Genomic DNA, 18,223 nt, shown 5'->3' on the forward strand with positions numbered 1-18,223 from the left:
AATTAATAGGAGGAAAAAACTTGGACTTTTTACATCATATCATGTCTACGTATGCTTCATTTTTCGATTGGAAAATGTGGGGAGAGGTATTGTCTGATCCTGTTTCCTGGGGTCTGATCGGTTCCCTTGTTGTTCTGGAAGGCCTTTTATCGGCCGATAACGCGCTTGTTCTTGCGGTGATGGTCAAACACCTGCCGGAAAAACAGCGAAAAAAAGCGTTAACGTATGGTTTGTTTGGAGCTTATATTTTCAGGTTTATTTTCATCGGGCTCGGTATGCTCCTCATTAAATTCTGGTGGATCAAGGTGCTTGGCGCGCTTTATCTCGCTTGGCTCGTCATTAAGCACTTCTGGATCGGCGAAAAAGAAGAGGAAGCGGACGGCATGAAGAAAAACTCTTGGATGGTCCGCACATTCGGTATCTTCTGGGCAACTGTTATTTCAGTTGAATTGATGGACCTTGCCTTCTCTGTGGACAGCATTCTGGCCGCATTTGCGGTGTCAGAAAAAGTATGGGTGCTTCTGATCGGCGGTATGCTTGGTATTCTAATGATGCGTACAGTGGCAAAAGTATTCCTTGTCCTGATTGATAAAATTCCTGAGCTCGAAAACACAGCATTCGTGTTAATCGGAATTATCGCGCTGAAAATGGCGGCAAGTGCTTTCCATTACGAAATGCCGCACTCTGTATTCTTCATTATCATTATCGCTGCATTTGCGGTAACCTTTATCATTCACTACATCAACAAACAAAAGCAGGTGCGTGAACAAACAGCCGCTTCAAAAGAAGAATAAAACAAAACAAGGAGGGAGGTTCAATATCCTTCCTTTTTTGTTACAGAAATATCGTCCGATGACAAACCGGAAAGGAGGATATGATGAGACAAGAAGAACTAACCATTCATAAAGCGGTCCCGGCTGATGGGGATTGGCAAAGCCTGCTGTTTCAGCCTTTGCCCGAGCGGGATCACTATGAAACAGAACAAGGCCTTTCTTTTTCTCGCCTTGCCGGGCAGATATTAGGTACGCCTATTGATGAGACGGACTACTATAACGAGCTGTATGAGCTGTCTGTAAACGATCGCATTACCATTCTGAGTGAAACGCTTGATAAAACAATTGAGCCGGAAACATTTCAAAAGCTCCAGCATATTCATTCCATCAATCAGCAGGAAAAAGGGCTGTCAGTCAGCCGCTTTGTTGCCTTTCTGGACGGGGAAAGGCTGATTGCGAAGCACTCGAATCCCTTGATGCACCGCCATTTAAGAAAAGCGCTGATGACGCTTTTACATACCTTTGCAGACAGTCATGAGCAGGGGTTGAATCATCCTGATTTTCGCAGAGTGCTGCTTGATGTCTCGAAGTTTTCTTTGAATCACCTGAATCCTTGGCTGGAAAAAACCGATATAGAACGGGAGATGCCAAAGGTTGTTTGGTACGGAGATGCGACGAAAAGCCAGCTCTATTTCTTATATTATCTGATGTTAGTCGGCTGCGATGTTCTGCTGTTCCATCCGGCGGGAACCGATCAGATGGCGCTTGTCGAACCGATGCAGGAGCTCAGTTTTACGGAAAAACTTCCGGATGTTTCGGAGCTTCAGCCGTTTCCGAAAGAAAAACCGGACCGGAAATCAACAGTGGCCTACCGCTCAACAAAGGAAATTGAACATGTGCTGAATCATGAGGAATCCATGCTGTACAAGCCATGGCAATTTAGAGATCACACGCCGATGTCTGTTACGCTGAAAACGACCTATGATGAACTGTTTTTAATCACGAAAGAGCGCGCCTTTATTCGGCCGAATTTCAAAGCTGATAAACATTCCATCGAGATTCCGAATGTATTTGCTAAGGTAATGGGTGTGTCGAAAGACAATAAAGAATATTGGAACAGGCTTCATACATTAGCAGATTATCAGGAAACAGAAATGGTAAGAAGCTTTCCGTTTACAGAAGAAATAAAGTCGAACTATCAATTTCATTACAGCCACGCGCTTGACCATGAGGGGAATATTGACCCTGACAAACTAATGGCAAGCAATGTATGGCAGTACAAGCAGCTTCCGGCGGGCGTTCAGACTGCCATTGCCAAAACGATTTCGAGAATGTGCAGGCACCCGCGGCTTAAGGCTTTGCATCAGGAGCAAGTCAAGGATGTTCAAATTTACTTGTTTAAACAAACAACAAACCTGCCTGCTAAACTGCTGAAATTGATTCAAATGTTCGATTATGCGCAAACCGTTCCGAAACTCGTTTTATATCATACGGAAATGAGCGGCGGACTCACGCGTTCAGATGCTGCAGCCCTGCTGTTCCTGAATGAAATCGGAATCGATATCATCATTTATAACCCGCCCGGCCATCAAGACATTGAGCCGTTTATTGAAGAGGATCAGTATGATATCCACTGGCTGGACGACATGGTGTTTCAGCAGGACTATAAAGAGCCTTCGCTTGTGAGAAGGCTGTTCAGAACGATTACCCAAAAGTAAGGAGAGAAGAAAAGCATGACAACAGAAAATCAAAACCCGCTTGTTCTCGATAAAAACGAAGAAATTTCCCAGCAGAAAGCTGACGATATCCGTCTCCAGCTCCGTCAAGAACCAGAGGTGAAGCGGCTTGTACAGCAAATTGACGTCAAAAACCAAATGGAGCTGCTTGAGTACGGGAAGGAGCCGGCCATTGAAATTTCCAAGTTCTCTGACCGCATCTTAGGGATGATGAAAACAACAAGCGTGACAGACTCCGGCACAATGCTGACTCAGCTTGGGAAAATCATGGACCGCTTCGACAAAAATGATTTTGATGAGCCAAAGGGATTGATGGCGAAAATTTTCAAACGCGGCGGCAGCATGATCGAAAAAATCTTTAAAAAGTACCAGACGCTTGGCGGAGAGATTGAAAAAATCAACGTTGAGATTTCGAAATACAAAGATGAGATGACGAAGACGAACTACACGCTCGATGAAATGTATGAAAACAATATCAAATACTATATGGAGCTTGAAAAATACGTCGTTGCCGGACAAATGAAGCTGGAAGAGATGCAGTCGATCCTTCCTTCATATGAAGAAAAAGCGGCAAGCGGAAATCAGCTGGCGCAAATGCAGCTCGATACACTGCGAAACGGCATTCAGGCGCTTGAGGAACGGGTATACGATCTGGATATGGCACGGATGGTGGCTCTTCAAACGGCACCTCAAATCCGTCTCCTGCAGCGCGGAAATGCAAAGCTGATCGGGAAGATCAACTCCGCGTTCATCATCACCATTCCGATTTTTAAAAACGGCATTATTCAAGCCGTTACCGTGAAACGCCAAAAGCTTGTGGCTGACTCCATGAGCGAGCTTGACCGCCGGACAAACGAGATGCTGAGACGAAATGCTGAAAACATCTCGAGCCAAAGTGTTGAAATTGCCAGAATGGCCGGCAGACCGAGCATAGATATTGAAACGATCGAATCGTCTTGGAACACGATCGTCAGCGGCATGCAGGAAACAAAACAAATCGAAGAAGAAAACAAACGCCTTCGCGAAGACGGCGCAAGACGTATTGCCCAGCTGCAGGATAATATTAAAAAAGCAGCATTGCAGCAATAAAAAACCCCCCGCTTGTGAAACATAAGCGGGGTTTCTCATTTACATCATTTAGTTAATGACAATGTGTAAAGACAGGTGTAAACTTAAACGGTAATTATTTTGCATATCAGAGGTGTTGGCAATGGGAAAACAACAGCCTATATCCCAGCGTAAACTGCTGGGCGTCGCCGGCTTGGGGTGGCTGTTTGATGCAATGGATGTCGGAATATTATCGTTTATTATCGCCGCGCTCCATGTGGAGTGGAATCTGTCGCCCGAAGAAATGAAATGGATCGGAAGCGTCAATTCCATCGGCATGGCTGTGGGTGCGTTTTTGTTTGGTCTGCTGGCTGATCGAATCGGCCGGAAAAAAGTGTTTATCATTACCCTTTTGTGTTTTTCGATCGGAAGCGGCATTTCAGCTTTTGTGACGAGCTTATCGGCATTTCTTATTCTTCGTTTCGTGATCGGAATGGGGCTTGGCGGCGAGCTTCCAGTCGCTTCAACACTCGTTTCGGAAGCGGTTGTGCCTGAAAAGAGGGGCAGAGTGATTGTGCTTCTGGAAAGCTTTTGGGCTGTTGGCTGGCTCGTAGCGGCACTGATTTCTTACTTTGTGATCCCGAGCTTCGGCTGGCAGGCTGCCTTGCTGTTAACCGCGCTGACTGCTTTTTATGCTCTGTACTTGCGGACGAGTCTGCCTGATTCACCGAAATATGAGTCGCTTTCTGCCAAAAAGAAATCGGTGTGGGAGAATGTAAAAAGCGTCTGGGCAAGACAGTATATACGGGCGACAGTGATGCTGTCGATCGTTTGGTTCTGCGTGGTGTTTTCTTATTACGGCATGTTCCTGTGGCTCCCGAGTGTCATGCTGCTAAAAGGCTTCAGCATGATTCAAAGCTTTGAATATGTCCTGTTGATGACGCTTGCTCAGCTTCCGGGCTATTTTTCTGCCGCCTGGCTGATCGAAAAAGCGGGCCGGAAGTGGATACTCGTCATTTACCTGATTGGTACAGCAGGTAGCGCCTATTTCTTCGGAACGGCGGATTCCTTAGGCCTTCTGCTTACAGCTGGAATGCTGTTATCGTTTTTCAATCTTGGGGCGTGGGGCGTGCTGTATGCCTATACACCTGAGCAATACCCGACAGCGATTCGCGCAACAGGTTCAGGAACGACAGCGGCGTTTGGAAGAATCGGCGGCATCTTCGGGCCTCTGCTCGTCGGAACGCTCGCAGCCCGTCATATTTCATTTTCAGTCATCTTTTCAATCTTTTGCATCGCAATCTTGCTCGCGGTTGTTTGTATTTTGATTATGGGAAAAGAAACGAAACAAACGGAGCTTGAATAGGAAAAGCACCTCGCGATTGAGGTGCTTTTTTTACATTTGCGCCCGGGCTGCGGGTTGGCGTTTTTCGGTTTTTCTGATTGTCTGGTAGAGCGTCATAGACAGTATGAACAGAATGGCAGTAAATCCTGTGACGGCTCCGAAATGCTGTGCCCTTTGATATAAAAAACCTGCAACACATGTGCCGACAGTGGTTCCTGCATACATAGCGGCATTGGAAAGGGAAGCAATGGTTCCTCGGGCGTTTGGTGAAATGGATTGAAAGACACCCATCATTAACGGAAAGATAATGCCAGCTGTAAAGAAAGTGAGAAAAAAGCTCATTTCCACTAAAAATAAGTGAGGAAAGAAAGGGAGACAGAAATAGAGAGCCCCCATCAGCAGCATGCCGCTGATCAATGTCTGAAACATGCCCAGCTTTGCTGAAATTCGGCTGCCGATAAGACTTCCGAGCATATTCCCCAGCCCGAGTACAAGCATAGCAGCGCCAATTTGTGAAACGGTTAAATGATAATCCGCAGAAAGCCAAGTGCCTAGAAAGCTGAACGAAGCGAAATTGCCGGTTTGAAAGAGAAAATAGGCAAGCAGGATGACCGTTGTTTTCGGCAGTGAAAACAGCTCCCGATATGGATTCAATATTGACGGACGGGGTGAAGAAGGACGAATATCAGGCATGGCCGCCGCCAGAATCAATAGAAGAACAAGCGAGCAAGCTGACAGAACGAAAAATGGCGTATGCCATGTAAAGGAAGCGAAAAACCCTCCGATGGGCAGTCCGAGCATTTGTGAAGCGGCCAATCCTGCTGTCGCAATCCCCATGCTTTTTATGATCTGAGAAGGCGGGACGATGACAGGGATGGACGCCCAAATTTGAGGCGTCACAAACGCAGCACTAACGCCTGCGGCAAAACGGAACAGGCACATGGCGGCAAAAGAGGGAGCGATGCCGCATAAAAACGTGGATACGATAAAGCCTGCAAGTCCCCACAGCATGACTGTTTTCCTGTTAAGCCGGTCTGAGATCGGGCCCGCAACCAAAGCGAACAGCGCATAACCGAGCGCATAAGCACTGACCATCCAGCCTGACAAATCGGTAGAGACATGAAACTGTTCCTGTAAAAGCGGGAGAAGCGGCGATAGCAAAAAGGTATCCGTGCCAATGACAAACATCACACTGAAAAAAAGCCAAATATGTTTCAATTTTTATCACTCCTATAGTTTTATAAGTTTGAAACTATGAAACAGATATGTATAGAGAAAACCCTTTTTTAGAGGGTTTCCAAAAAGCCTGGCAGGTATGTTTGAAATGTGTCTTCACGCAGGCTGACATATTTTGTCCGCGAATCTTTCCGGGTTGCCGTCAACCCCGCTTCACGCAGCGTTTTAAAATGATAAGATGCTGTGGTTTTGACAATATTGCATTTTTCACCTACTTCACCGCAGCTGAGTTCTTTTCCGCTGTAATAAAGCGTACGAATAATGGCAAGCCTCGATTCATCAGACAGGGCTTTAAAAATTTGGGCTCTGATTTGATCATCTGTTTGTTTCATAGTCATGAAACTATAATACAAAATCGGGGTTGGAAAAGCAACTTATTTTTCCAGTAAAGGAGCAGGAAGTCATAAAAGGGAGGAGGAATTCAGATGCAGTAAAAGCGTTTTCAACTAAAGATGGGCGAAATATCACCTGTAAAATACAATCATAAAGGAGGATTACAGAGCATTTAGAAGCATAAATAAGGTCATGCCGTTACATGGATGTTTATAAAGAAATGGTACAGAATAAAAGAGAATATGCTGTTTGTGTGGGATGTTACATAAATGTTACGGTAATAAAGATTGCTTAATATGGAGGGAAAATATGAGTGTAGATGAGAAACCAATTAAGATAAAAGTTGAGAAAGTCTCTAAAATTTTTGGGAAACAAACAAAGAAAGCAGTTCAAATGCTTGCCAACGGAAAGACAAAAAAAGAGATCCTGAAAGCGACTGGATCAACCGTTGGGGTAAATCAGGCAGATTTTGATGTATATGATGGTGAGATATTTGTCATCATGGGTCTATCAGGGAGCGGTAAATCAACTTTAGTACGGATGTTAAACCGGCTTATTGAACCGACTGCCGGAAATATTTACATTGATGGTGACATGATAACAAATATGTCTAAAGACCAGCTCCGGGAAGTCCGCCGGAAGAAAATCAGCATGGTCTTCCAAAAGTTCGCTCTGTTCCCGCATAGAACGATACTTGAAAATACAGAATACGGACTGGAACTTCAAGGTGTAGACAAACAAGAGCGTCAGCAAAAAGCGCTTGAGTCCTTAAAGCTCGTCGGACTTGAAGGGTTTGAGCACCAATATCCTGACCAGCTTTCCGGCGGGATGCAGCAGCGTGTCGGCCTTGCCCGCGCGTTGACAAATGATCCGGACATTCTTCTGATGGATGAAGCGTTCAGTGCGCTCGATCCATTGATTCGTAAAGATATGCAGGATGAACTTCTTGATCTTCACGATAATGTCGGAAAAACGATTATCTTTATTACGCACGACTTGGACGAAGCGTTGCGGATCGGCGACAGAATTGTTTTGATGAAGGACGGTAACATCGTTCAAATCGGCACGCCTGAAGAAATCCTGATGAATCCATCTAACGAATATGTTGAGAAATTCGTCGAGGATGTTGATTTATCTAAAGTCCTCACAGCAGGCCACATTATGAAGCGCGCTGAAACAGTGCGGATTGATAAAGGGCCTCGCGTGGCATTGACACTGATGAAAAACCTTGGAATTTCTTCAATTTACGCGGTGGATAAACAAAAGAAATTGTTAGGTGTTATCTATGCGTCTGATGCGAAAAAAGCGGCTGAATCTGATTTGTCACTTCAAGATATCTTGAATACAGAATTTACGACTGTACCAGAGGATACGTATTTGACAGAGATTTTTGACGTTGTTTCTGACGCGAATATTCCAATTGCGGTTGTAGATGAGAAGCAAAGAATGAAAGGGATTGTCGTAAAAGGCGCATTGATTGGCGCGCTTGCCGGCAATAACGAGTATATCAATGCTGAAGGCACTGACGAACAAACACAAGATCCTTCTGCACAGGAGGTGAAGTAAGATGGATAGACTGCCTAGAATACCTTTAGCAGATATCATTGACCGTTTTGTTGACTGGATTACGATGACGTTTGGCGGATTCTTCGACGGAATCGCAAACGGATTGGCCGCTTTTGTAAATGGAATTGTTAGCGGACTTGGATTTATCCCATCTATTTTGTTAACGATTATTTTCGCCGCACTTGCGTGGTGGATCAGTACGAGGGGAATTGCGTTATTCACATTGATTGGATTCCTCCTGATTGATTATTTAGGATATTGGGACCCAATGCTGCAAACATTGGCGCTTGTTTTGACATCTGTGATTATTTCGATTGTGGTCGGGGTTCCGATCGGAATTTGGGCGTCCCAGAAAGAAACAGTTCGCCGTATTGTAACGCCTATTCTTGATTTAATGCAGACAATGCCTGCTTTCGTATATCTATTGCCGGCGATTTTCTTCTTCAACATCGGTGTTGTGCCGGGTGTTGTTGCATCTGTTATCTTCGCGATGCCGCCGACAATCCGCATGACTGTTCTCGGTATTAAACAAGTGCCGGCGGATCTGATTGAAGCGACTGAGGCGTTCGGTTCTACAACAGCTCAGCGATTGTTTAAAGTTCAGCTTCCGCTTGCGACAAAAACCATTCTGGCCGGAATCAACCAAAGCATCATGCTTGCGTTATCAATGGTTGTTATCGCCGCAATGGTCGGTGCGCCTGGACTTGGTTCTGAAGTATACAGTGCCGTTACACAGCTGAAAACCGGGGTCGGCGTAGAGGCCGGTATCGCCATCGTTATCGTTGCCATTACGCTGGACCGCATTACTCAAAATATTAAAGTGAAGAAGAAAAGCAGGGGGAATGCCTGATGCTTAAAAAAATCATCGGTATCGGTGTTTCCGCCATGCTGGCGCTCTCACTTGCGGCTTGCGGGTCGGAAAGCGATGAAAATGCAACCGCGGCTGAACAGGTGAATAAGACCATCATCGGGATTGACCCTGGTTCAGGGATTATGGCCCTGACCGATCAAGCGATGAAGGATTATGACCTGAATGACTGGACATTGATTTCGGCGTCAAGCGCCGCGATGACTGCAACGCTTAAAAAGTCATACGACCGTAAGAAACCGATCATCATTACAGGATGGACACCGCACTGGATGTTCTCCAGATATAAGCTGAAATATCTCGATGATCCGAAACAATCTTATGGCAGCGCAGAGGAAATCCATACGATCACGCGCAAAGGCTTCAGCAAAGAACAGCCGAATGCCGTAAAGCTACTGAGCCAGTTTAAATGGTCGCAAGACGACATGGGCGAAGTCATGATCAAGGTGGAAGAAGGCGAAAAACCTGCCAAAGCCGCAGCTGAGTATGTGAAGAAACACAAAGATCAGATTGCGGAGTGGACAAAAGGCGTTCAAAAGGTGAAGGGAGACAAAATCAACCTTGCCTATGTAGCGTGGGACAGTGAGATTGCAAGTACAAACGTGGTTGGCAAAGTCTTAGAAGACTTGGGCTATGACGTAACGCTTACTCAGGTAGAGGCTGGTCCAATGTGGACTGCGGTTGCGACGGGAAGCGCCGACGCATCCCTTTCCGCATGGCTGCCGAATACCCATAAAGCATACGCGGCCAAATACAAAGGCAAATATGACGATATAGGCACCAGTATGACTGGTGTGAAGATGGGTCTTGTTGTACCTCAATATATGAAAAACGTCAACTCAATTGAAGATTTGAAGAAATGATGAAGAAAGCAGCCTGTAGCCAGGCTGCTTTTTTTATTTGTTAAGAAGCGTTAGCGGCAGCGGGTGATTCCGCCTTCTGAAACGTTTTGAGTACGGCATTCGCTAAAATATGAATGCCGTTGAACATCGCGTTTCGGTCAAAGGTCATATGGGGATGATGGAGTCCCGGCTGAAGTCCGCAGCCGAGTCCGAGCATGGTTGTTTTCAGGTTCGGCACTTTCACCGCATAAAAATGGAAATCCTCACCGCCGGTTGTGACAAGCGGTTCATCAAGCTGCTCAGCCCCGATGATATCTGTAATTGCTTCTGCCATGATTGCTTCAGCTTCTTTGTTTTGTGTTGCCGCAGGAAGGCTGTGTTCCTTTTGCAGCTCGATCTTCGCGCCGAATGCCGCGGCGGCCGCTTCGCAGGCTCTTTCTGTTTCGGCGGTTAACGTCTCCATGGCTTCATTGGTCTGAGCGCGCAAATCAAGGCTGAACGACGCTTTTCCTGGAATGATGTTAGAGCTTTCACCGCCGGCTTGAAGTTTTGTCATTTTAACGGTATGCGGAATTTTCGGGTCAATATGAATGAGTCCGAGCTTATGTACGAGAAATGCCGCAATTTCAATGCTGTTTTTCCCGAGATGCGGGCGGGCGCCATGGGCTTCCTCACCGATAATCGTTCCCTCAATATGCTGGCTTGACCCGTGCAGGATGGAAGGGGTACAGCGCCCGTTCTGTGTTTCCTGAATCGGACGGACGTGAACGCCGTACAAATAGTCGACATCATCAAGCACACCTTCTTCTATCATTTTCAAGGCGCCGCCGCCTTTTTCCTCAGCCGGCTGAAAGATAAAACGGATCGTGCCCTTCGGAAGCTCGGGCTGTTTTTTCAGCAGCATTAACGTGCCCAGCGCCATTGTCATATGTGAATCGTGGCCGCAGGAATGGTTGGCGCGGAATGTGCCGTTGACCTCCTGCCATAGCGCATCAATGTCAGCGCGAACAGCTACAACCGGCGAGCCCGAACCGATCTCGCCAACAACCCCGGTGCAGTCTGAAAAAGTGCGCGTCCGGCATCCCAAATCCTCAAGCTTTTGTTTAAGAAATGCAGTTGTCTCATATTCCTTCCAGCTGACTTCAGGGTTCGCGTGCAGATGCTCGAAGATATTCATAACGGTTTGTTTCATGTCTTCGGAAAGCTTTTGCATGGGAAGAAGTACCTCCTTCTATCAAAATGAATTTTACCTTCTTTACTTTATTTATATTGAAACAGGAAGATAGGCTGTATATAATATAGCACATATTGCTACTTTTCAGAATAATGAATATTTTCAAACAGAGGGGATGAATCGAAATATGAGTATGCCAGCGGCCGAAACACAACCTAAGAAAAAACGAACGACATTTAAAATGCCTGACGCCTATGTCCTCTTATTTATGATTGCTTTCATTTGCGCTATTGCTTCGTATATTGTGCCGGCGGGAGAATTTGACCGCGTGACAAAGGGAGATGTCACGACTGCTGTTCCGGGAAGCTATCATTCAATCGAACAGTCTCCGGTCAGCCTGATCAGCTTTTTTTCTTCTCTTCAGGATGGAATGGTCGGATCAGCACCAATCATCTTTCTGATTTTGTTCACAGGCGGCACCATTGCCATTTTAGAAAAAACGGGCGCCATCAATGGCCTGATTTACAATGTCATCAGCAAATTCCGCACAAAGCAATTATTATTTATTTGTATTGTCGGCGCGTTGTTCTCCATTCTCGGGACAACCGGAATTGTCGTGAATTCAGTTATCGGATTTATCCCCATCGGCCTCATTGTCGCACGATCCTTAAAATGGGACGCTGTTGCGGGCGCCGCTGTTATTTACATCGGCTGCTACGCTGGATTTAACTCTACTATTTTATCACCGTCACCGCTCGGTTTATCGCAATCAATTGCGGAGCTGCCGCTCTTTTCGGGGATCGGCCTGCGTATTGTGATATACATATGCTTTTTGCTTTCTTCTATTATTTATATCTATCTGTATACGAGAAAATTAAAAAAATCAAAGGATGCCAGTGTGTTAGGAACAAATTGGTTCCCGGCGGCAGGAATGGGTGAAGCGGGTAAAGAAGAAGATCAGTCAGTGCCGTTTACCGTTCGCCATAAGCTGATTTTGGCTGTGGCGGGACTGTCGCTGATCGGATTTTTGTACGGCGCTTTAAAGCTGGGCTGGTCTGATTCCCAAATGGCTGCGACGTTTATTTTTATTTCTGTCCTTGCCGGTTTAATAGGCGGGCTTGCGGCAAACGATATTGCCAAAACCTTCATTACGGGCTGCCAAAGCCTTGTATACGGGGCGCTGATTGTCGGGATGGCACGAAGTATTTCCGTCATTCTTGAAAACGGCAAGCTCCTCGATACAGTCGTCAATGCCTTGGCATCGCTTTTGGACGGATTCAGCCCGATTGCCGGCGCGATCGGCATGTATATCGCCAGTGCGCTTCTTCACTTTCTCATCTCTTCAGGGTCTGGAGAGGCCGTTGTATTTATTCCAATTCTGGCGCCGCTCGCTGATTTGATGGGAATTACGAGACAGGTTGCGGTGGAGGCGGTTATGCTTGGAGAAGGAGTCGTCAACTGTGTGAACCCGACATCCGGCGTTCTCATGGCGGTGCTTGCCGCCAGCGGCATTCCGTACGTCAAGTGGCTGCGGTTTATGGTGCCGCTTGCTTTGATTTGGTTTTTGATCGGGCTTGTCTTTATTGTGATCGGCGTCATGATCAATTGGGGGCCGTTTTAACGATTGCTGCCCGCCGGCTTGTACGGCGGGCTTTTGAGTTAATCATTGCAGAAGCGCAGGCTGTTATTGTAACATGTAAGCCATAAGCCATTCGTAAAAGTGCGGGAGGAAGGTCATGAATAATCTGCGTAATAGACTTTCAGGCGTGAATGGGAAAAATAAGAGAGTAAAAGAAAATGAACAAAAAATCTGGTCGGAGATTGGGATAATAGCGGGTGCTTTTGCGCTTCTTGATGTGATCATCCGAGGCATTATGTTTGAATTTCCGTTTAAAGAATGGGCTGCAAGCCTTGTGTTTTTGTTCATCATCATCTTATATTACTGCATCAGGGCAGCGGCATCTGGGATGCTCATGCCAAGAATAGACACCGAAGAAGAACTGCGAAAACGGGTGAAGCAGCAGCGAATAGAGTCAATTGCGGTCGCCTTTGCGGTAGTGGTGCTTACGATGTACGACAGGGGGATTCCCCATACATTCTTCGCTTGGCTGAAAATGGTCCTTCTTTTTATCGTCTGCGGCGGCGCTTTGTTTCTGCTTCGATACGTGATTGTGAAGCTGGCTTACAGAAGAGCGATAAAAGAAGAAGTAGAAAAGAAATCATCTTAGTGTGATGGTTTCTTTTTTTGTTTGTAAAGTGAGGGAAATGGCTCACAGTTCAGGGCAGCGTTTTTATTAGGATAGGAATATAGATTTGAATTCACTCTATCAAGTTGTTTTGATAGGGTGAATGTGATAATTTAAATTGTAAGCGTTAACAAAATTCTCCAGTCTTCACATTCGTTTGAAAGGAGGAAGCGGAAGAATGAAGTAAGAGGGATTTTTGACTCCGCAGTAAGTCTTCAAAAACTAAATAAGGAGTGTCAAGAATGTTTGAAAAACGATTCAAAACCTCTTTACTGCCGTTATTCGCTGGATTTTTATTGCTGTTTCATTTGGTTCTGGCAGGACCGGCGGCTGCGAGTGCTGAAACGGCGAACAAATCGAATGAGCTTACAGCACCGTCGATCAAAAGCGGAACCATTCTTCATGCATGGAATTGGTCGTTCAATACGTTAAAACATAATATGAAGGATATTCATGATGCAGGATATACAGCCATTCAGACGTCTCCGATTAACCAAGTAAAGGAAGGGAACCAAGGAGATAAAAGCATGTCGAACTGGTACTGGCTGTATCAGCCGACATCGTACCAAATTGGCAACCGTTACTTAGGTACTGAACAAGAATTTAAAGAAATGTGTGCAGCCGCTGAAGAATATGGCGTAAAGGTCATTGTTGACGCGGTCATCAATCATACCACCAGTGACTATGCTGCGATTTCCAATGAGATTAAGAGTATTCCAAACTGGACCCATGGAAACACACAAATTAAAAATTGGTCCGATCGATGGGATGTCACGCAAAATTCATTGCTCGGGCTGTATGATTGGAATACACAGAATACACAAGTACAGTCCTATCTGAAACGTTTCTTAGAAAGAGCATTGAATGACGGGGCAGACGGATTTCGATTTGATGCCGCCAAACATATAGAGCTTCCGGATGATGGGAATTACGGCAGTCAATTTTGGCCGAATATCACAAATACATCTGCGGAGTTCCAATACGGAGAAATCCTGCAAGATAGTGCCTCCAGAGATGCCGCATATGCGAATTATATGAATGTGACAGCATCTAACTATGGACATTCCATAAGGTCCGCTTTAAAGAATCGTAATCTGAGCGTGTCGAATATCTCCCATTATGCATCTGATGTGGCTGCGGACAAGTTAGTCACATGGGTGGAATCGCATGATACGTATGCCAATGATGATCAAGAGTCTACATGGATGAGTGATGACGATATCCATTTAGGCTGGGCAGTGATTGCTTCTCGCTCAGGCAGTACGCCTCTCTTCTTTTCCAGACCTGAGGGCGGCGGAAATGGTGTGAGATTCCCAGGGAAAACCCAAATAGGCGACCGCGGAAGTGCTTTATTTGAAGATCAGGCTATCGCTGCGGTCAATACATTTCACAATGTAATGGCTGGACAGCCTGAGGAACTCTCAAATCCGAATGGAAACAACCAGATATTCATGAATCAGCGCGGCTCACATGGCGTTGTGTTGGCAAATGCAGGTTCATCTTCTGTCACCATCAATGCTTCAACGAAATTACCTGATGGCAGCTATGCTAATAAAGCTGGGGATGGTTCATTTCAAGTAACGGACGGTAAACTGACAGGCACGATCAATGCCAGATCAGTGGTTGTTCTTTATCCTGACGATATTGAAAATGCACCTCATGTCTTCCTTGAGAATGTCAAAACAGGGGTAACCCATTCTTTCAATGATCAATTGACGATCACCCTGCGTGCAGATGCGAATACAGCAAAAGCCGTGTATCAAATCAATAATGGGCAAGAGACAGCGTTTAAGGATGGAGACCAATTAACAATCGGAAAAGGAGATCCATTTGGCACAACATACGACATCACGTTAACAGGAACGAACAGTGATGGTGTAACGAGGGCCCAAGAGTACAGCTTTGTAAAAAGAGACCCGTCTGCGGCCAAAACAATTGGCTATCAAAATCCGAATCATTGGGGCCAAGTAAATGCTTATATCTATAAACATGATGGAGGCCGGGCAATAGAATTGACCGGATCTTGGCCGGGAAAAGCAATGACTAAGAATGCAGATGGAATTTACACGCTGACGCTGCCGGCGGATACGGATACAACCAACGCCAAAGTGATTTTTAACAATGGCAGCGCCCAAGTGCCTGGACAGAACCAGCCTGGCTTTGATTATGTGCAAAATGGTTTATATAACGACTCTGGCTTAAGCGGTTCTCTTCCTCATTGAGGGCAAGCGATCAGAGGAAAAATCCCCAAGAAACCATCCTGGATGGTTTCTTTTTTTGTTCATAAATCAGACAAAACTTTTCTCTTGCAATAGTTTGTGAAATGTTGCACAATATAAATGTGAAATACTTCACAAACAAACATCAAAGAAAAACATACCCTGGAAGGATGATTAATGATGAATAAACATGTAAATAAAGTTGCTTTAATCGGAGCGGGTTTTGTTGGTAGCAGTTATGCATTTGCGTTAATTAACCAAGCGATCACAGATGAGCTTGTGGTCATTGATTTAAATAAAGAAAAAGCAATGGGCGATGTAATGGATTTAAACCACGGAAAGGCGTTTGCGCCGCAACCGGTCAAAACATCTTACGGAACATATGAAGACTGCAAGGATGCTGATATTGTCTGCATCTGTGCCGGAGCAAACCAAAAACCTGGTGAGACACGCCTAGAATTAGTAGAAAAGAACTTAAAGATTTTCAAAGGCATCGTTAGTGAAGTCATGGCGAGCGGATTTGACGGCATCTTCTTAATCGCGACAAATCCGGTTGATATTCTGACTTACGCTACATGGAAATTCAGCGGCCTGCCAAAAGAGCGGGTGATCGGAAGCGGTACAACACTAGATTCTGCGAGATTCCGTTACATGCTGAGCGAATACTTTGGGGCAGCCCCTCAAAACGTGCACGCGCATATTATCGGAGAACACGGCGACACAGAGCTTCCTGTCTGGAGCCACGCAAATGTCGGCGGAGTGCCAGTCAGTGAACTCGTTGAGAAAAACGATGCGTACAAACAAGAGGAGCTTGACCAGATCGTAGATGACGTGAAAAACGCCGCTTACCATATCATTGAGAAAAAAGGTGCGACTTATTACGGCGTTGCGATGAGCCTTGCCCGCATTACAAAAGCCATTCTTCATAATGAAAACAGCATTTTAACTGTCAGCACATATTTGGACGGACAATACGGCGCAGATGACGTGTACATTGGCGTTCCGGCTGTCGTAAACCGCGGAGGAGTTGCAGGCATCACTGAGCTGAACTTAAATGAGAAAGAAAAAGAACAGTTCCTTCACAGCTCCGGCGTCCTTAAAAACATCTTAAAACCGCATTTTGCTTAACAAAAGATTAACTAATCGCAACTATAGAGTAAAGGGCTGATTGTCAATGTGGGAGCAGTTGTATGATCCGTTTGGAAACGAGTATGTGAGCGCACTTGTGGCGCTCACTCCGATCCTCTTTTTTCTCTTGGCTTTAACTGTTTTTAAAATGAAAGGCATTCTTGCGGCATTTCTTACCCTAGCCGTCAGTTTCTTCGTCTCCGTTTTGGCATTTCATATGCCGGTTGAAAAAGCAATTTCTTCTGTTTTACTAGGAATCGGGAGCGGTTTGTGGCCGATTGGCTACATCGTTCTGATGGCGGTGTGGCTGTATAAAATCGCAGTGAAAACCGGGAAATTTACCATTATTCGTTCCAGCATTGCCGGCATTTCGCCTGACCAAAGAATACAGCTATTATTAATTGGTTTTTGTTTTAACGCGTTTTTGGAAGGCGCGGCCGGTTTTGGTGTTCCGATTGCGATTAGTGCGGCGCTGCTCGTCGAACTTGGTTTTAAACCGTTAAAAGCGGCGGCGCTCTGTTTGATTGCGAACGCAGCCTCTGGAGCCTTTGGTGCGATTGGAATTCCTGTAATCACAGGGGCACAGATTGGTGATTTGTCTGCCCTTGAGCTGTCACGAACATTGATGTGGACACTGCCGATGATCTCATTTTTGATTCCGTTTCTGCTTGTATTCCTATTAGACCGAATGAAGGGAATCAAACAGACATGGCCTGCCCTGTTGGTTGTGAGCGGTGTGTATACAGCGGTTCAGACACTGACAATGGCGGTGCTTGGACCGGAATTAGCAAACATTTTGGCGGCCTTATTCAGCATGGGCGGGCTTGCGCTCTTCCTCCGCAAATGGCAGCCGAAAGAGATTTACCGGGAGGAAGGAGCCGGCGAGACTGGTGAGAAAAAGGCATACAGTGCCGCTGACATTGCGAAAGCATGGTCTCCTTTCTACATTTTAACTGCGGCGATCACAATCTGGAGCCTTCCTGCCTTCAAAGCGCTATTCCAAGAAGGCGGGCTGTTATATCAGACAACACTATTATTGAAAATGCCTTTTCTGCATCAGCAAATTATGAAAATGCCGCCGATTGCGCCATCTGCCATGCCGTTAGATGCAGTTTTTAAAGTCGATCTGCTGTCAGCGACTGGTACAGCGATTTTAGCGGCAGTCATCGTGACAGGGCTGTTCAGCAAAAATTTCTCTTATCGGGATGCCTTTGCTTCCTTGAAGGAGACAGGAAAAGAGCTGTGGGTGCCGATTATCACGATCTGCTTCGTAATGGGGTTTGCCAATCTTGCCAACTTCGCAGGGCTCAGCTCTTCAATTGGGTTGGCACTGGCGAAAACAGGAGATTTGTTCCCATTTGTCAGTCCTGTTCTCGGCTGGATCGGCGTGTTCATTACCGGTTCTGTTGTCAGCAATAACGCTCTGTTCGGACATTTGCAGGTTGTCACTGGGGCGCAGATCGGTGCGGGTTCTGATTTGCTGTTAGCTGCAAATACAGCGGGCGGGGTGATGGCGAAACTCGTTTCTCCTCAGTCTATCGCCATCGCCGCCGCAGCGGTCGGACAGACTGGCAAGGAATCTAAACTGTTTAAACGGACAGTGGCGTACAGTCTGATTCTGTTATTGATCATTTGTATATGGACGTTTATTCTTGCAAGATTAGGATTGTAATCGAAAAAAGCAGTACATGTCAGGCATGTACTGCTTTT

General features: G+C 45.8%; 15 protein-coding genes. 12 read left to right on the forward strand and 3 right to left on the reverse strand.

Features of this window, described 5'->3' with window-relative positions:
- Positions 1-20: 20 nt before the first annotated feature.
- From CVV77_RS14945 to niaP, 4 genes are all read left to right on the forward strand, one after another.
- Positions 21-794 (forward strand): TerC family protein, encoded by a 774-nt coding sequence (locus CVV77_RS14945; protein WP_019257396.1) that lies wholly within the window; start codon positions 21-23, stop codon positions 792-794.
- 83 nt (positions 795-877) lie between these two features.
- Positions 878-2,491 carry a YceG family protein gene (locus tag CVV77_RS14950; protein ID WP_100275774.1) on the forward strand — a complete coding sequence of 538 codons (1,614 nt, stop codon included), beginning with the start codon at positions 878-880 and terminating at the stop codon, positions 2,489-2,491.
- 15 nt (positions 2,492-2,506) lie between these two features.
- Positions 2,507-3,598, forward strand: a complete 1,092-nt coding sequence (locus tag CVV77_RS14955) for a toxic anion resistance protein (protein WP_019257398.1) — start codon at positions 2,507-2,509, stop codon at positions 3,596-3,598.
- A gap of 121 nt (positions 3,599-3,719) precedes the next feature.
- Positions 3,720-4,922: a niacin permease NiaP gene (gene niaP / locus CVV77_RS14960; protein WP_100275775.1), complete on the forward strand. Its 1,203-nt coding sequence runs from the start codon at positions 3,720-3,722 to the stop codon at positions 4,920-4,922.
- Between the two features lie 30 nt (positions 4,923-4,952).
- On the opposite strand, the gene CVV77_RS14965 is transcribed toward niaP, so the two are convergent.
- Complete coding sequence (locus CVV77_RS14965) at positions 4,953-6,119, reverse strand: MFS transporter (RefSeq protein WP_100275776.1); 1,167 nt, start codon at positions 6,117-6,119, stop codon at positions 4,953-4,955.
- A 68-nt stretch (positions 6,120-6,187) separates the two neighbouring features.
- Positions 6,188-6,490, reverse strand: coding sequence for an ArsR/SmtB family transcription factor (locus CVV77_RS14970; RefSeq protein WP_080010733.1), 303 nt, complete (start codon positions 6,488-6,490; stop codon positions 6,188-6,190).
- A 289-nt stretch (positions 6,491-6,779) separates the two neighbouring features.
- Here CVV77_RS14970 and opuAA point away from each other — a divergent pair, with 289 nt between their 5' ends.
- From opuAA to opuAC, 3 genes are read left to right on the forward strand one after another with little or no spacing between them, the layout of a single operon-like run.
- Positions 6,780-8,036 carry a glycine/proline betaine ABC transporter ATP-binding protein OpuAA gene (gene opuAA, locus CVV77_RS14975; RefSeq protein ID WP_003241223.1) on the forward strand — a complete coding sequence of 419 codons (1,257 nt, stop codon included), beginning with the start codon at positions 6,780-6,782 and terminating at the stop codon, positions 8,034-8,036.
- A gap of 1 nt (position 8,037) precedes the next feature.
- Entirely contained in the window at positions 8,038-8,886 is an 849-nt protein-coding gene (gene opuAB, locus CVV77_RS14980) for a glycine/proline betaine ABC transporter permease subunit OpuAB (protein ID WP_003241221.1), read from the forward strand.
- Positions 8,886-9,767 carry a glycine/proline betaine ABC transporter substrate-binding protein OpuAC gene (gene opuAC / locus CVV77_RS14985; protein ID WP_100275777.1) on the forward strand — a complete coding sequence of 294 codons (882 nt, stop codon included), beginning with the start codon at positions 8,886-8,888 and terminating at the stop codon, positions 9,765-9,767. Before opuAB ends, opuAC begins: the two co-directional genes overlap by 1 nt.
- A 40-nt stretch (positions 9,768-9,807) precedes the next feature.
- Here opuAC and CVV77_RS14990 read toward each other — a convergent pair whose 3' ends face one another.
- Positions 9,808-10,959 (reverse strand): M20 peptidase aminoacylase family protein, encoded by a 1,152-nt coding sequence (locus tag CVV77_RS14990; RefSeq protein ID WP_100275778.1) that lies wholly within the window; start codon positions 10,957-10,959, stop codon positions 9,808-9,810.
- A 148-nt stretch (positions 10,960-11,107) separates the two neighbouring features.
- Here CVV77_RS14990 and CVV77_RS14995 point away from each other — a divergent pair, with 148 nt between their 5' ends.
- The 5 genes from CVV77_RS14995 to CVV77_RS15015 all read left to right on the forward strand — a co-directional run bounded on the left by CVV77_RS14995 (position 11,108) and on the right by CVV77_RS15015 (position 18,185).
- Positions 11,108-12,541, forward strand: a complete 1,434-nt coding sequence (locus tag CVV77_RS14995) for a YfcC family protein (protein ID WP_100275779.1) — start codon at positions 11,108-11,110, stop codon at positions 12,539-12,541.
- 115 nt (positions 12,542-12,656) lie between these two features.
- Complete coding sequence (locus tag CVV77_RS15000) at positions 12,657-13,148, forward strand: DUF6773 family protein (protein WP_100275780.1); 492 nt, start codon at positions 12,657-12,659, stop codon at positions 13,146-13,148.
- A 260-nt stretch (positions 13,149-13,408) separates the two neighbouring features.
- The gene (amyE, locus tag CVV77_RS15005; RefSeq protein ID WP_100275781.1) at positions 13,409-15,388 is read left to right on the forward strand and encodes an alpha-amylase; all 1,980 of its coding nucleotides are present in this window, start codon (positions 13,409-13,411) and stop codon (positions 15,386-15,388) included.
- 174 nt (positions 15,389-15,562) lie between these two features.
- Positions 15,563-16,513, forward strand: coding sequence for an L-lactate dehydrogenase (locus CVV77_RS15010; protein ID WP_100275782.1), 951 nt, complete (start codon positions 15,563-15,565; stop codon positions 16,511-16,513).
- Positions 16,514-16,559: 46 nt separating this feature from the next.
- On the forward strand, positions 16,560-18,185 hold the full coding sequence (locus tag CVV77_RS15015) for an L-lactate permease (RefSeq protein WP_060397877.1): 1,626 nt from the start codon (positions 16,560-16,562) through the stop codon (positions 18,183-18,185).
- The last annotated feature ends 38 nt before the right edge of the window (positions 18,186-18,223 follow it).

The organism is Bacillus sp. SN1 (assembly GCF_002796895.1).
Classification (GTDB): domain Bacteria; phylum Bacillota; class Bacilli; order Bacillales; family Bacillaceae; genus Bacillus; species Bacillus inaquosorum.